At 72.1% G+C, this 13,632-nt stretch carries 14 protein-coding genes and 3 tRNA genes; 5 read left to right on the top strand and 12 right to left on the bottom strand.

What is annotated here, in order from left to right:
* Window positions 1-26: 26 nt before the first annotated feature.
* The 5 genes from ACIBQ6_RS30770 to ACIBQ6_RS30750 all read right to left on the bottom strand — a co-directional run bounded on the left by ACIBQ6_RS30770 (window position 27) and on the right by ACIBQ6_RS30750 (window position 1,907).
* Window positions 27-668, bottom strand: coding sequence for a maleylpyruvate isomerase N-terminal domain-containing protein (locus tag ACIBQ6_RS30770; protein WP_397216109.1), 642 nt, complete (start codon window positions 666-668; stop codon window positions 27-29).
* 317 nt (window positions 669-985) lie between these two features.
* Window positions 986-1,060: transfer RNA gene (locus tag ACIBQ6_RS30765), tRNA-Val, on the bottom strand.
* Window position 1,061: 1 nt separating this feature from the next.
* Window positions 1,062-1,135, bottom strand: a tRNA-Cys gene (locus tag ACIBQ6_RS30760).
* 16 nt (window positions 1,136-1,151) lie between these two features.
* Window positions 1,152-1,223, bottom strand: a tRNA-Gly gene (locus tag ACIBQ6_RS30755).
* Between the two features lie 48 nt (window positions 1,224-1,271).
* On the bottom strand, window positions 1,272-1,907 hold the full coding sequence (locus tag ACIBQ6_RS30750; protein WP_358285500.1) for an ACT domain-containing protein: 636 nt from the start codon (window positions 1,905-1,907) through the stop codon (window positions 1,272-1,274).
* 78 nt (window positions 1,908-1,985) lie between these two features.
* On the opposite strand from ACIBQ6_RS30750, the gene dusB reads away from it, so the two are divergent.
* Complete coding sequence (gene dusB, locus ACIBQ6_RS30745; protein WP_397216108.1) at window positions 1,986-3,095, top strand: tRNA dihydrouridine synthase DusB; 1,110 nt, start codon at window positions 1,986-1,988, stop codon at window positions 3,093-3,095.
* Window positions 3,096-3,118: 23 nt separating this feature from the next.
* Here the strand turns inward: dusB and ACIBQ6_RS30740 are convergent, their stop codons facing one another.
* Entirely contained in the window at window positions 3,119-3,898 is a 780-nt protein-coding gene (locus tag ACIBQ6_RS30740) for a phytanoyl-CoA dioxygenase family protein (RefSeq protein WP_397216107.1), read from the bottom strand.
* A 41-nt stretch (window positions 3,899-3,939) separates the two neighbouring features.
* Between ACIBQ6_RS30740 and ACIBQ6_RS30735 the strand changes: the two genes are divergently transcribed.
* Window positions 3,940-4,851: a helix-turn-helix domain-containing protein gene (locus ACIBQ6_RS30735; protein WP_397216106.1), complete on the top strand. Its 912-nt coding sequence runs from the start codon at window positions 3,940-3,942 to the stop codon at window positions 4,849-4,851.
* A gap of 70 nt (window positions 4,852-4,921) precedes the next feature.
* Here the strand turns inward: ACIBQ6_RS30735 and ACIBQ6_RS30730 are convergent, their stop codons facing one another.
* On the bottom strand, window positions 4,922-5,425 hold the full coding sequence (locus ACIBQ6_RS30730; RefSeq protein WP_352361199.1) for a DUF2087 domain-containing protein: 504 nt from the start codon (window positions 5,423-5,425) through the stop codon (window positions 4,922-4,924).
* Window positions 5,426-5,433: 8 nt separating this feature from the next.
* Between ACIBQ6_RS30730 and ACIBQ6_RS30725 the strand changes: the two genes are divergently transcribed.
* The gene (locus ACIBQ6_RS30725; protein WP_397216105.1) at window positions 5,434-5,997 is read left to right on the top strand and encodes a hypothetical protein; all 564 of its coding nucleotides are present in this window, start codon (window positions 5,434-5,436) and stop codon (window positions 5,995-5,997) included.
* A 131-nt stretch (window positions 5,998-6,128) separates the two neighbouring features.
* Here the strand turns inward: ACIBQ6_RS30725 and ACIBQ6_RS30720 are convergent, their stop codons facing one another.
* From ACIBQ6_RS30720 to ACIBQ6_RS30710, 3 genes are read right to left on the bottom strand one after another with little or no spacing between them, the layout of a single operon-like run.
* Window positions 6,129-8,627 carry a DUF3516 domain-containing protein gene (locus ACIBQ6_RS30720; protein WP_358285510.1) on the bottom strand — a complete coding sequence of 833 codons (2,499 nt, stop codon included), beginning with the start codon at window positions 8,625-8,627 and terminating at the stop codon, window positions 6,129-6,131.
* 45 nt (window positions 8,628-8,672) lie between these two features.
* Window positions 8,673-9,254 carry a GNAT family N-acetyltransferase gene (locus ACIBQ6_RS30715; protein WP_397216104.1) on the bottom strand — a complete coding sequence of 194 codons (582 nt, stop codon included), beginning with the start codon at window positions 9,252-9,254 and terminating at the stop codon, window positions 8,673-8,675.
* Window positions 9,255-9,290: 36 nt separating this feature from the next.
* Window positions 9,291-10,544 carry an acyltransferase gene (locus tag ACIBQ6_RS30710; protein ID WP_397216103.1) on the bottom strand — a complete coding sequence of 418 codons (1,254 nt, stop codon included), beginning with the start codon at window positions 10,542-10,544 and terminating at the stop codon, window positions 9,291-9,293.
* A gap of 187 nt (window positions 10,545-10,731) precedes the next feature.
* Here ACIBQ6_RS30710 and ACIBQ6_RS30705 point away from each other — a divergent pair, with 187 nt between their 5' ends.
* The gene (locus ACIBQ6_RS30705) at window positions 10,732-11,979 is read left to right on the top strand and encodes a sensor domain-containing protein (protein WP_358285516.1); all 1,248 of its coding nucleotides are present in this window, start codon (window positions 10,732-10,734) and stop codon (window positions 11,977-11,979) included.
* Window positions 11,970-12,617: a response regulator transcription factor gene (locus ACIBQ6_RS30700; protein ID WP_358285518.1), complete on the top strand. Its 648-nt coding sequence runs from the start codon at window positions 11,970-11,972 to the stop codon at window positions 12,615-12,617. Before ACIBQ6_RS30705 ends, ACIBQ6_RS30700 begins: the two co-directional genes overlap by 10 nt.
* Window positions 12,618-12,760: 143 nt before the next feature.
* Here the strand turns inward: ACIBQ6_RS30700 and mihF are convergent, their stop codons facing one another.
* A complete protein-coding gene (mihF, locus tag ACIBQ6_RS30695) occupies window positions 12,761-13,066 on the bottom strand; it encodes an integration host factor, actinobacterial type (RefSeq protein ID WP_043641121.1) in 306 nt (101 codons plus the stop codon).
* 101 nt (window positions 13,067-13,167) lie between these two features.
* Window positions 13,168-13,572: a heme-binding protein gene (locus tag ACIBQ6_RS30690; protein WP_358285520.1), complete on the bottom strand. Its 405-nt coding sequence runs from the start codon at window positions 13,570-13,572 to the stop codon at window positions 13,168-13,170.
* Window positions 13,573-13,632: the final 60 nt, after the last annotated feature.

Below are 13,632 nucleotides of genomic sequence, written 5' to 3'. Positions count from 1 at the left end.
TACGGCCGCTCTCGGCTCCGCGGTGGTCAGCCCAGCAGCGGGAAGCGGTCGTCGGCGGACGGGAGCCGTCCGGTGGCTTCGAGCACATACGTCGTCAGGTCCAGATGGGCCGGGCGGTCCGCGCCGAGCAGCCCGTCGAGCGTCTCGCCCGCCAGTTCCAGCGCCTCCCGGGCGGGCGGCCGCGCGGCCCGCAGGTCGAGGTGGTGGACGGCGGCCTCGGTCGCCAGCGTGGCCAGGAAGTCGGGCACGGCGATCACGTGGCCCTGCGTGGCGACGTGCCCCGCCGGGTCGGCCGCGAGCGCCGCCCGCACGGCGGCCGGGGCGGTGTCCTCCCACACCCGCAGCACCCCGGAGGGCCGGGTGAAGGCGGAGGCGGACCTGCGCACCCACCAGGCGTGGGCGTCCGCGCCGCCCCCGGCGCCCTCGGGGGCGTCCGGGACGGGCTGGAAGGAGCTCCAATAGGTGACGTGGTCGACGTCGGGCGGCCCGTCGGCGGGGGTGGCGAACGCGACGAGGGCTCGCTGGGCGTCGCACAGCACGTGAAACAGCAGATCCACCCCCGCCCAACCGGCACACCGGGTGGGGCTCAGCAGATCGGTCTCCTTCACCGCAGCCGTGAACTCCCGATAGGCGGCGTCGAGGGCGGTACGCGCACGTTCGATGTCCATGACCACGATTCTTCTCCCGCCCATGGCGACCATCCCCCCGGCCCGGCGCACACCCCGGCCGCTGCGGGAGGCGGGCCCGCCACTCCGCGCACGTCAGCCACCCGGCCCGTGGCGTCGCCGGCGGCCCGGCGTCGGCCGTGCCGGCGGCCCGGCGTCGGCCGTCCGGACGGAGCTCGACACTGTGAGGGCGGCAGGCTGGATCTTGAGTGGGCCGGCACCGCACGCTCGGGGGGCGGGCCTGTCCGCGTGCCGGACCGGTGTTCGGGTCCTGGACAGCAGAAAGGCCAGCCCTGTCGTTCCGGGCTGGCCTTGGAGTGTGGTGGACGATACTGGGATTGAACCAGTGACCTCTTCCGTGTCAGGGAAGCGCTCTCCCGCTGAGCTAATCGTCCTTGGAGGTGGAGACGGGATTTGAACCCGTGTGGACGGCTTTGCAGGCCGCTGCCTCGCCTCTCGGCCACTCCACCGAGTCGAACCACTCCGAGCGGAAGACGGGATTCGAACCCGCGACCCTCACCTTGGCAAGGTGATGCTCTACCACTGAGCCACTTCCGCGCTGTTGCGTGCCTAACTCTAGCGCCTTTTCCGACCAGATGCTTCCCGCTACTTGCGGAGCCGGCGAGCGACGCCGCGTTCGGTGGCCGGCAGGCTCAGGAAGATCTCCAGGATCCGGGTGAGCCGGTGGACCTCGATGCGGTGGAAGGCCGGACCCTCGGAGCGGGCCAGCAGCAACGTCAGGGCGAGCGGCGGGAGCGGGGCGTGGATGGCGTGCACGCCGCCGTCGAGCGTGAGGGCCGCCGGGCGTGGCGGGGCCGGGCTGGGGACGGTCAGGCCCTGCGGGGCGCGCCAGCTCGCGTAGACCACGCCGTGGTCGGCGGCGGTGGCGGCCCAGTCGGCGCTGAACAGCACCGGCAGCGAGTCGACGAGCGTGGTCAGCGCGCGGTCGCCCGCCGTGGTGATGTACTTGAGTATCTCCAGCTCGGGGTAGGTGCCGGCGGTCTCGCGGGTGGTCCAGATGCCTTCCACGCGGACGTCGTCGACGCTCTCCAGGCTCTTGACCAGCACCTCCCGCGGGGTGCTCTCGGGGCAGAAGACGGTGATGTCGTCGACCGCCGAGCCGGCCCCCCGGTCGAGGACGGTGACCTGGGTGATGTCGGCCCCCGCCGTGCCCAGGGCCTTGGTGACCTGGGCCAGAGACCCCGGACGGTCGGGCAGCGCCACGCGCACGCGAAGAAGCATCGATCCCTCCCTGGTGATGCCGTCCACAGCCTATAGGCGAATACCGCTTCCGGCCTGAGCTGCGCTACAACTGACGGAGTGAAGATTGGGCCGATTGGGGCATGGCCGCCCGTGGTGCTGGCGCCCATGGCGGGCATCACGAACGCGCCGTTCCGGGTGTTGTGCCGGGAACAGGGCGCCGGGCTGTTCGTGTGCGAGATGATCACGACGCGGGCGCTGGTCGAGCGCAATCCCAAGACGCTCAGGATGATCAGGTTCGCCGAGTCGGAGCGGCCGAGGAGCCTGCAGCTCTACGGCGTCGACCCCGACATCGTCGGGCGGGCGGTCCGGATGATCGCCGAGGAGGACCTCGCCGACCACGTCGATCTCAACTTCGGCTGCCCGGTGCCCAAGGTGACCAGGCGTGGGGGCGGGTCGGCGCTGCCGTACAAGAGGAACCTGCTGCGGCGGATCCTGCGGGCGGCGGTGGCGAACGCGGGGGCGCTGCCGGTGACGATGAAGATGCGCAAGGGCATCGACGACGACCACCTGACCTACCTCGACGCCGGCCGCATCGCGGCCGAGGAGGGCGTCGCGGCGATCGCCCTGCACGCCCGCACGGCGAAGCAGCACTACGGCGGCGTGGCCGACTGGGCGGCGATCGCGCGCCTGAAGGAGGCCGTGCCCGAGATCCCGGTGCTGGGCAACGGCGACATCTGGTCGGCCGACGACGCGTTGCGCATGGTGGCGCGCACCGGCTGCGACGGCGTCGTGGTCGGGCGCGGCTGCCTCGGGCGTCCGTGGCTGTTCAAGGACCTGGAGAACGCGTTCAACGGCAGCCCCGAGCGGGTCCGCCCGACGCTCGGCGAGGTGGCCGGGACGATGGAACGCCACGCGGCCGGCCTCACCGAGTGCTTCGACACCGAGCGGTACGCGATCGCGGACTTCCGCAAGCACGTCGGGTGGTACCTCAAGGGGTTCGAGGTCGGGAGCGCGCTGCGGCGGGAGCTGGCCACGGCCGAGTCGCTCGACGGGCTCCGGGAGGGGCTGGCCAAGCTCGACCGCGACCAGCCGTGGCCGCCGAACACCGACACCCCTCGCGGCAAGTCGGGCGAGCGTCAGAAGGTGCAACTGCCTGACGGGTGGCTCGACGACCCGTGGGACTGCGTGGTCCCGGACGAGGCGGAGTCGGACATATCCGGCGGCTGACGGACCGGTTCCTGGTGGGGCGGTCAGTGGGGGCCGGTGGCCTCGGTGCCGCAGGGGCCGCCGCCGGCCGACGGCTCCAGCAGCACGCGCTCGCCGTCCATCGTCAGCGTCTCGTACCAGGACGAGATGCGCTCGGCCGAGCGGCCGGTGTAGTGGCAGATGAAGCTGCGCCTGAACCGGTCGGCCGTGCTGTTCGGCTCCGACCCGTGCACCAGGCTGCCGTTGAAGAAGAGCACGTCGCCGGGCTGCATGTCCACGGGCACCCGCTCCAGGCCCGGCGGGGGCGGGACGTACTCGCGGGTGAAGGAGAGGTCCTGGTCGGCCTCCTCCGGGCAGAACAGGTCCATCAGATGGGTGCCGGGGACCACCTCCAGGCCGCCGTTGGCGCGGTCGACGCGGTCCAGCGCCACCCAGGCGGCCACGCACGTGCCCGGCTCGACGCGCAGGTAGAAGTTGTCCTGGTGCAGCGCCTGCCCGCGGGCGCCCGGCGGCTTGAAGTAGAACATGCTCTGGGCTGCTATCGGCTCCTCGCCCAGCAGCTCGCGCAGGATCGCGGCGAAGCGGGCGTCGAGCAGGTAGCGCAGCGCGACCTCGTTCACCTGGTGGGGGTGCATGATCCGGGGGTAGTCGCGCAGGGCGTCGTAGGGCGCGCCCGGCTCCTGCGGGACGGGCGAGAAATGCCCGGGTATCGGGCCGGCCGCGTGCAGGGCCATGAACTCCTCGCGCAGCTCGGCCACCTCCTCGGGAGCCAGCAGCGCGGGGACGAGCACGTACCCCCGGTCGTGGAAGTCGTTCAGCCTCATGCCCTTCACCGTAGGGACCCGGCGCGTGGGACGGTATGACCGTGACCGCTGAGAACCTGTCTGTTCCTGCTGCCGAGCTGATGATCGTCGGCCACTACGACAAGCCGGCCGGGTACGGCACCCGCCGCCCCCACGGTTCGCCGAGCTGGCTGCTGCTGTGGACCCAGGCGGGGGAGGGGCGGGTCGAGCAGGCGGGGGCGGCGTTCACCGTGCGGGAGGGGGACCTGGCGGTGCTCGGGCCGGGCTCGGCGCAGCGTTACCGGGTCGCGCCGGGGGCGGGGAGATGGCGGTTCTGGTGGGTGCACTTCCAGCCGCGCCCGTCCTGGACGGCCTGGCTCGCGCCGTACGCCCTGGCCACCGGCTGTCACTTGGTCGAGGGGGTGCCCGTCGGGGTGCGCGACCGCGTCGACCGGGCCTTCGACCGCGCGTTCCAGGACGCCCGCTGGATCCCCGGCCACACCGCCCCCGCCGCGCTGCCGTCCGCCGCGCCCGCCGGGCCGCCGTCGCCCGCGCCGGCGGTCGTCATGGCCAGTCCCGCCCGGGAGCTGGTGCTCGGGGCGGTGGAGGAGGTGCTGGTGCTGGCCACGGCCTCGGCGGGGGCCGTTCCCGCCCCTGGGGCCGAGGGCGGGGACGAGCGGGTGCGCCGGGTGCTCGACCTCATCGCCGCCGAGCCCGGGGCCCAGCACTCGGTCGCCTCGCTGGCCCGCGCGGTGGCGTTGTCGCCGTCCAGGTTCGCGCACCTGTTCGCGGCCGAGACCGGCCTGACCCCGATGGGCGCCGTGCGCCGGGCGCGGGTGCGGCACGCCGCGAGCCTGCTGGAGGTGACCGACCTGGACGTCGGCCAGGTGGCCGCCGCCTCGGGGTTCGTCAGCCCGTTCCACTTCAGCCGCGCCTTCAGGCGCGAGTACGGCCTGCCGCCCCGCGACTACCGCGCCCGCCTGCGCCGCCCCTGACCCCCGTCAGCCCCGGCCCGGCTCAAACCTCGACCGGCTCAGACCTCGACCGGCTCAGACCTCGACCGGCTCAGACCTCGACCGGGCCGCCGCTGCGCCAGTAGACGTTGCCCTCCCTGGACAGCAGCCCCTCGTCCACCAGGTAGCGGCGCAGCGCCGCGAAGTCGTCGTGGAAGGCCCGCAGAGCCACGTTGACGTCGGCCTCGGGGTAGCGCACGCCCGGCTCGAACACCCGCGAGACGTAACGCAGCACGATCAGCCGCTTGTCGCGGCGCATGCCCATGGTGGTCAGCCGGCCGTCGACCAGGAACGTGCGCAGCACCCGCTCCTCGGCGCTCAGCTCGGCGGGGGGCTCGGCCCGCTCCCGCAGCAGCTCGCGGAAGCGCTCCGGCCGGGCCCGCCACTTGCCGTCGTCGTCGCGTTCGGCCAGGCCGCCGCTGGCCAGGCGGTCGAGCGCCTTGGGGGGCAGGTCGCCGGTGTCACCGAGCACCAGGGACGCGAGTGCGCGCAGGGTGTCGTCCTGGCAGAGCAACCCGAGCACGCGTCTGAGGTCTTCGTCGCTCACCCCTACCATTTTGTCCCATGATCGCAGCACTGTTCGTCGCCGTCGGCCTGGCCATCCCGGGCAACTTCCTGCTGTACGAGAAGGACGCCGCCAAGAAGGACCCCAACCCCGAGCACAGCTGGACGGTGTCGGGCAGGAAGAACGCCCAGCTCGTCGTGAACCCGTGCCAGAAGGCGGGGCTGGGCCAGGCCGGCCGCACGGCGGCCAGGACGATCGTCTACACGTCGGTGCCCGACTACTCCAAGTCCGAGCAGGTGATCCTCTACTCCTCGCCGGAGGCGGCGGGCAAGGCGGTCGGCGACCTCAGGGCGGCCGTACGGGCCTGCGGCACCGCGGCGTACCGGTACGGCGCATCCAAGATCGCGCTCGGCGACGAGGGCCTGCTGGTCACCGGCCAGGCCTACGACCACGGCAAGCCGGCCGTCGGCGGCGAGCGGGCCGTCGTGACCCGTCGCGCCAACGCCCTGATCGTCTACACGGCGGGCGGCGAGTGGGGCAAGCCCGCCAAGGCCGACTTCAGCCGGCAGCGGAAGGACGCGGGCACGATGCTCGCCAAGATCTGCACGCTCGCGGAGTGCTGAATGTCTCGATCTTGAGACGTCGCCATGACCGGACGCCTACTTTCGCCGTCCGACAATGAAGCGACAAGCCGGTGCCGGAACGCCCTTGCCAGTCCGTTCCGGCACACGGCTTGTTCTCTTTCCGCAGCCGCTCAGAGCCGGTTGAGGCCGAGCACGTGCAGCACGGCCCGGCCCTCCTCGTCGGAGGAGGTCAGGTCGACCTGGGCGTCGATGCCCCAGTCGCCGTCGCCGGCCGGGTCCTTGATCGTCTGGCGCACCCGCCACAGGCCGCTCTCCTCCTCGATCCGCAGCAGCGCGGGCCCGCGCGCGTCGGCGTCGGTGAAGATCTCCTCGTGGTCGGCGTAGTACGCGTCGAGCGCCGCGCCCCAGTCGACGTCGGGGGCCAGCTCCTCCAGCTCGTCCTCCTTCTCGATGGCGCACAGCTCGACCAGCCGGAACATGGCGTTGCGCACCAGCACCCGGAAGGCCCGCGGGTTGGCCGTGACCGGCCGCACCTTGGTCTCCAGCTGCGCCTGGCGCTCCAGCGCCTCCTCGGGGTTGGTCAGCTTCTCCCACTCGTCGATCAGCGAGGAGTCGACCTGCCGGACCAGCTCGCCCAGCCACTCGATGAGATCGACCAGGTCCTCGGTCTTCAGGTGCTCGGGGACCGTGCGCGACAGCGTGCGGTAGGCGTCGGCCAGGTAGCGCAGCACCGTGCCCTCGGAGCGGGCCAGCTCGTAGAACTGGATGTACTCGCCGAACGTCATCGCGCGCTCGAACATGTCGCGCACCACCGACTTCGGGCTGACCGTGTAGTCGCCGACCCACGGGTGGCCGCGCCGGTAGGTCTCGTACGCCCCGAGCAGCAGGTCGTCGAGCGGCATCGGGTACATGACCTCGGCGAGCGCCTCCATGCGCTCCTCGTACTCCATGCCGTCGGCCTTCATCTGGGCGACCGCCTCGCCGCGCGCCTTCTTCAGCTGCGCCGACAGGATCTGGCGGGGGTCGTCGAGGATGGACTCGACGATCGAGACCATGTCCAGCGCGTACGAGGGCGACTCGCGGTCGAGCAGGTCGAAGGCGGCCAGCGCGAACGTGGACAGCGCCTGGTTGAGCGCGAAGTCCTCCTGCAGCTCGATCGTCAGCCGGGCCCGCCGGCCCTGCTCGTCGGGCTCGGCGAACTGCTCGACGATGCCGCCGGCCAGCAGCGACCGGTAGATGGCGATGGCCTGGCTGATGTGCCGCCGCTGCCACTTGCGGTCTTCGTGGTTGTCGGTGAGCAGGTGTCTCATCGCCTGGAAGCAGTCGCCCGGCCGGTTGATCACGGCCAGCAGCATCGCGTTGCTCACCTTGAAGCGGGAGTTGAGCGGCTCGGGCTCGGCCTGCTGCAACTTCTCGAACGTCTCCTCGCTCCAGCCGACGAACCCCTCCGGCGGCTTCTTGCGCGCGTAGCCGCGCCGCCGCTTGGGGTCGTCGCCGATCTTGGCAAGGGCCTTGGCGTTCTCGATGTCGTGCTCGGGGGCCTGGCAGGCGACGTAGCCGATGGTGTCGAAGCCCGCCCGCCCGGCCCGCCCGGCGATCTGGTGGAACTCGCGGGCGCGCAGCCGGCGGACCTTGTTGCCGTCGTACTTGGACAGGGCGGTGAACAGGACCGTGCGGATGGGCACGTTGACGCCGACGCCGAGCGTGTCGGTGCCGCAGATGACCTTCAGCAGCCCCGCCTGGGCCAGCCGCTCCACCAGCCGCCGGTATTTGGGCAGCATGCCGGCGTGGTGGACGCCGATGCCGTGCTTGACCAGCCGCGACAGCGCCCGGCCGAACCGGGTGGTGAACCGGAAGCCGCCGATCATCGCGGCGATGGCCTCCTTCTCGGCCTTGGTCGCCATGTTGATCGACATGAGCGCCTGGGCCCGCTCCATGGCCGCGGCCTGCGTGAAGTGCACGACGTAGACGGGGGCCTGCCCGGTGGTGAGCATCTCCTCCAGCGTCTCGTGCAGCGGCGTCATCCGGTAGGAGTACACCAGCGGCACCGGCCGCTCGGCGTGCTTGACCACCGCCGTGGGCCGCCCGGTGCGCCTGGTCAGGTCGCGCTCGAACATCGACACGTCGCCGAGCGTGGCCGACATCAGCACGAACTGCACGTTGGGCAGCTCCAGCAGCGGCACCTGCCAGGCCCACCCGCGGTCGGGCTCGGCGTAGAAGTGGAACTCGTCCATCACGACCTGGCCGATGTCGGCCGCCGCGCCGTCGCGCAGGGCCACGTTGGCCAGGATCTCGGCCGTGCAGCAGATGATGGGCGCGCCCGGGTTGACGCTGGCGTCGCCGGTCATCATGCCGACGTTGGCGGTGCCGAAGACGGCGCACAGGTCGAAGAACTTCTCCGACACCAGCGCCTTGATCGGCGCGGTGTAGAACGTGCGCATGTCACGGGTCAGCGCGGCGAAGTGGGCCCCGGCGGCGACCAGCGACTTGCCCGAGCCGGTCGGCGTGGCCAGGATCAGGTTGCTGCCGGAGACGACCTCGATGAGGGCCTCCTCCTGGGCGGGATAGAGCGTGAGCCCCCGTTCGGCGTTCCAGGCGACGAACGCGTCGAATATGACGTCGGGGTCGGCGTCGATGTCTTCCGGCAGGCGGTCAACGAGAAGGCTCACGTATCTATCCTGCCGAAGTTTGCCGGGTGGTCGAACCCGCGGCCCCTACCGGAGGTCGAGTTGCATCAGCACGGTGTCGATCCAGCGGCCGTGCTTGAACCCCACGTTGCTCAGCCGTCCCGCCTCCTGGAACCCGAAGGCGGCGTGCAGCCGCAGCGAGGCGGGGTCGCCGCCGTCGGCGATCACCGCGATCAGCGAGCGGGCGTCGGTCGCCGACGCGCGCCGGATCAGCTCGCCCAGCAGCAGGCGGCCGAGCCCGCGGCCGGTGGCGCCGGGCGCCAGGTAGATCGAGACCTCCAGGCTGTGCCGGTAGGCGGGCTTGGGCCGGTACTGGCTGAGGTAGGCGTAGCCGATGACCGGGCCGGTGACCGGGCCGTCGTCCGCGGCGTCGTCCGCGGCGTCGTCCGCGGCGTCGTCCGCGGCGTCGTCCGCGCCGTCGTCCGCGGCGTCGTCCTCGGCGACCAGGAACGGCAGCCCCGCCGCCGTGAGCGCCGCCGCCTTGGCCCGCCACTCGCCGGCCCCCGGCGGCGTCTCGTCGAACGTGGCCACGCCGCCGGTCACGTAGTGGGCGTAGATGGCGGTCACGGCGGGCACGTCGGCCTCGGTCAGGTCGCGGATCGTCGTCATGCCGCCCGATTGTGGCCGGGACGCGTTTCGCCGATGTTACGCGCGGGCCTTCGGCGCGGTCAGCAGCAGGCCGCCGAGCACCGCGAGCACCGCCAGGAACGGCCCGCCGCCCGGCACGAAGCCGCCCACGGTCAGCGTCAGGATCCCGGCCCCGACCAGCCCCGCCGCCCCCAGCATGACCCCGCGGCCGGCCGTCCCGTACGGCAGCGACGGCGGCGTCTCGAACCTCGCGAACGCCCGCACCAGCCCCCACATGACCAGGCACAACATCCCGAACCACACCGGCCAGCCGGCGAACCAGAACAGGCTGCCCGGCTCCGGCGTCTCCACGCCCAGCAGGACCACGACCACGCCGGTCACGGCGAACAGCGCGGGCATGTGCCACAGGTAGACCGTCATGATGCGCGGGCCGGCCCAGTCCAGGACGCGGCGCAGGGGCAGCCGGACCAGCCAGGGGCGCAGCAGCACGGCCAGGCCGATCTGGCCGATGCCGACGGCCATGATGGCCAGCGTGGGCGGGGCCATGTTGGACACCTCGGCGCCGGGCAGGCCGATCATGCTGCCGGGGTAGGGGCCGAACCCGACCAGCAGCGCCGCCACGCCGAACCCGCCGGCCGCCAGCAACGCGGGCAGCCGCACCCGGCCCTCGGCGTAGAAGAAGCCGATCTGGTGGACGGCCAGCCACACGAAGACGATGTTCACGTACCCGGCCGCCTCCAGGCCGGTCGAGAAGCGCACGACGTCCGTCAGCACCGCCCCGGCCGCCAGCGCGACGGGGACCAGCACGCCGAACCTGCGGTGCAGGCGCAGCGCGTACGGCGTGACCGTGACCGCGATCAGGTACACGGCCAGGAACCACAGCAGCTGCCCGGTCAGCTTGGCGCCCACCGCCAGCGGCTGCTCCGGCACCCCCAGCGTGAGCAGCACGTGGGGCAGCGGGATCCACACCGCCGCCAACGGCAGCAACGGCCAGGCCAGCCTGCGCAACCGCCCGGCCAGCCACTCCTGGTCGCTCTTGACCGACCGGCCGCGGCTGATCGCGTTGGCCGCGCCGCCGGCGAAGAACACCAGCGGCATGACCTGGCTGAGCCACGTCACCACCCACACCCCCGGCGTGGACAGCGCGTTGCCCGTGGTCAGGCGGCCGCCCTCGTAGGACAGGACGGGGATCGTCCAGTGCTGGAGCACGATGAGCGCCATGCCGAGCACGCGCAGCAGGTCGATGAACGGGTCCCTGGCCGTCGCGCGCGGCGCCCGTACCGGGGCGGGACGATCGAGCAGGACGGTCATGGGGGAGCCTCGTTTCGAGCGGGGGAGCGGATGACTCAAGGCTTCCGTCCCGGACGCCTGAGCACACTGCCGCGGGCCGCCGTCTTCAGGTCAAGATCACACCACCATGGGGGGTAGGGCCAGCCCTACCCCCGGACGCCTGCGTACCTGCTCGTACCGCTGCGCCGGGGGACTTAGCCTTCATTGCATGCGCTCCCTGATGAGGCGTGTCCTTCTCGACACCCGCTACACGCTGGTCGGTTTCCCGACGGCCGTCATCGGCTTCGTGACCATGGTCGCCGGTTTCGCCGCCGGCGTCGGCACCGCGGTCGTGTGGATCGGCGTGCCGCTGCTGGCCGGCACGCTCCTGGTCGCGAGGGGCTTCGCCGACGCCGAGCGCGGCTGGCTCTCCGACGTGCTCAAGCGCCCGCCGGTGCGGCCGCGCTACCGTCCGGCGCCCGAGGGGGCGGGCCGCTTCCGCCGCATCGTCAACCCGCTGACCAACGGCCAGTCGTGGCTCGACCTGCTGCACGGCATCCTGAACTTCCCGTTCGCCATCCTGGCGTTCGTGCTGACCGTGGTGTTCTGGGCGATCCCCGTCCTCGGGCTGACCTATCCGCTCTACGGCCTGGTCACCTCGCGCATCCCCGGCAACGCGGAGCTGCCCGAGCTGCTCGGGCTGGGCTCCGGCTACCTGGTGAACACGATCTTCTACGTCTCGCTCGGCCTGGTCTTCACGTTCGTCATGCCGTTCATGGTGCGCGGGGCCGCGCTGGTCAGGGCCGGGCTCGGCCGGGCGCTGCTGACCGGCGTCGCCGAGTTGCAGGAGCGCATCGACGACCTGGCCGAGGGCCGGGCGGCGGCCGTGTCGGCCGAGGCCAACGCGCTGCGCAAGCTGGAGCGCGACATCCACGACGGCCCGCAGCAGCGCCTGGTCTCCCTGGCCATGGAGCTGTCCAGGGCTCAGCGGCAGCTCGCCAAGGACCCCGAGGCCGCCTCGGCCACGATCAGCTCGGCGATCAGCGCCACCCGCGAGACGCTCGACGAGCTGCGGGCCCTGTCGCGCGGCATCGCGCCGCCCATCCTGTCCGACCGCGGCCTCGCGCCCGCGCTGGCCGCCCTCGCCGGGCGCTGCACGGTGCCGGTCGACCTCGACGTGCAGATCGTGGGCCGCTTCCAGGCGGCGACCGAGAACGCGATCTACTTCGTCTGCGCGGAAACCCTGACCAACGTGGCCAAACACAGCCGCGCGACCATCTGCACGGTTCAGCTGCTCCGCATCGGTGACGTCCTCATGCTCACGATCGGGGATGATGGTGTGGGCGGCGCACACGTCGCCAAGGGACACGGCCTGGCCGGTCTGGCCGACCGGCTCCGGGCCGTCGACGGGGAGCTCACCGTCAGGTCGCCGGACGGCGGGCCGACGGTGATCGTGGCGGAGGTGCCGTGCGCGTAGTCGTGGCCGATGACGCGGTTCTGATCAGGGAGGGCCTGGTCAGGCTGCTGGAGGAGTTCGGCTGCGAGGTGGTCGCCACCGTGGGGGACGGCGACGCCCTCGTGGAGGCGATCGTCGAGCACAGACCCGACGTGTCGGTGGTCGACGTGCGCATGCCGCCGTCGTTCACCGACGAGGGGCTGCGGGCGGCGGTCGAGGCCCGGCGCCGGGTGTCCGGCGCCCCGGTGCTCATCCTGTCGCAGTACGTCGAGGTCTCCTACGCCGACGACCTGCTCGCCGACGCCCGTGGCGCGGTGGGCTACCTGCTCAAGGACCGGGTCGTCGACGTCGACGAGTTCCTGGAGGGCCTGCGGCGGGTGGCGGCGGGAGGCACCGTGTTCGATCCGCAGGTGGTGTCCCAGTTGATGGTCCGCAGACGCAAGGACGACCCGCTGGCGCAGCTCACGCCGCGCGAGCGCGAGGTGCTCGGGCTGATGGCCGAGGGCAAGTCCAACCCGGCCATCGGGCGGCAGCTCGTCATCAGCGACGGCGCCGTGGAGAAGCACATCAGGAGCATCTTCAACAAGCTGGGCCTCTACGCCGACGACAGCGACCAGCATCGCCGCGTGCTCGCCGTGCTGGCCTACCTGAGGTCCTGACCTCAGCCTGACATCGACCGCCTGAGGTTGACCCCTCGGCCGGGCCCGCCGTGGAGCGTGCGCCGCTCTCCGGCCCCTCCTGGCCCTACGAGGGGTCGCCGGCCGGTCCGCGCGACGTGGCGCGCGGACCCGGCCGCCCGGTCCTAGCCGAGCGCGTCGACCAGCTTCTTGCGCTGCTGGGCGCCGAGGCCGCCGAGACGGCGCTTCTCGTCGACGCCGGCCTCCTCCATCAGCGCGGTGGCCTTGGCCGGGCCGACGCCCTTGACGGCGCGCAGGGCCTGGGACACCTTGATCTTCTTGGCGATGTCGTCGTCGCGCTCCAGGAGCTGGGCGAAGGTCAGCTCGCCCGCCTTGACCTTGGCGAGCAGGGCCGTGCGGGCCGCGCGGGCCTCGGCCGCCTTCGCCAGAGCCGCCTGACGCTGCTCGGGGGTGAGAGTGGGAAGTGCCATCTCGTTCTCTCCTCGGGGAGTTGGGTTCGGGAAACTGTTTCCCGTGGTGCAGTGGCTAATCATGGCGGATACCAGCGGTTCGTGTTGCGGAAAGCGCCCGCTCAACGAGTCCGCCACACCAGGGCGGCCGCTTCGGCGCACGCCACGTCCTGGCTGATCGTGCCGCCGCTGACCCCCACGCCGCCGGCCACCCGCTCCCCTTCGCCGTTGTCCGCCCAGAGGGGGATGCCACCCCCGAAACAGACGAATCTGTCACCAGTCAGACCGAAGAGCTCGCCGCCCGGCGCCACCAGCGGAGCGAGGTCCGCGGTGGCCGCGCGAAGGGCCACCGACGTGTACGCCTTGCCCGGCGCGAGCACCGGCCCGGCGATCTCCGCACCCGCCATACGCTGGAAAGACACCAGATGTCCGCCCGCGTCCACGACCGCCACCGAGACCAGCGCGCCCTCCCGGACGGCCTGCTTCAGAGCGGCCTCGGTCATGCGGAGCGCGAGTTCGAGATCCACGCGTTCACACCCCCGTCGATGATCATGAGCGCGCCGGGCCCTTCCATCCGTACAGTGCCG

The organism is Nonomuraea sp. NPDC049655 (genome assembly GCF_044465465.1).
Taxonomy (GTDB): Bacteria; Actinomycetota; Actinomycetes; order Streptosporangiales; family Streptosporangiaceae; genus Nonomuraea.
Note: the sequence above shows the minus strand (reverse complement) of the source record. Positions and strands in the feature narration are given on the sequence as shown.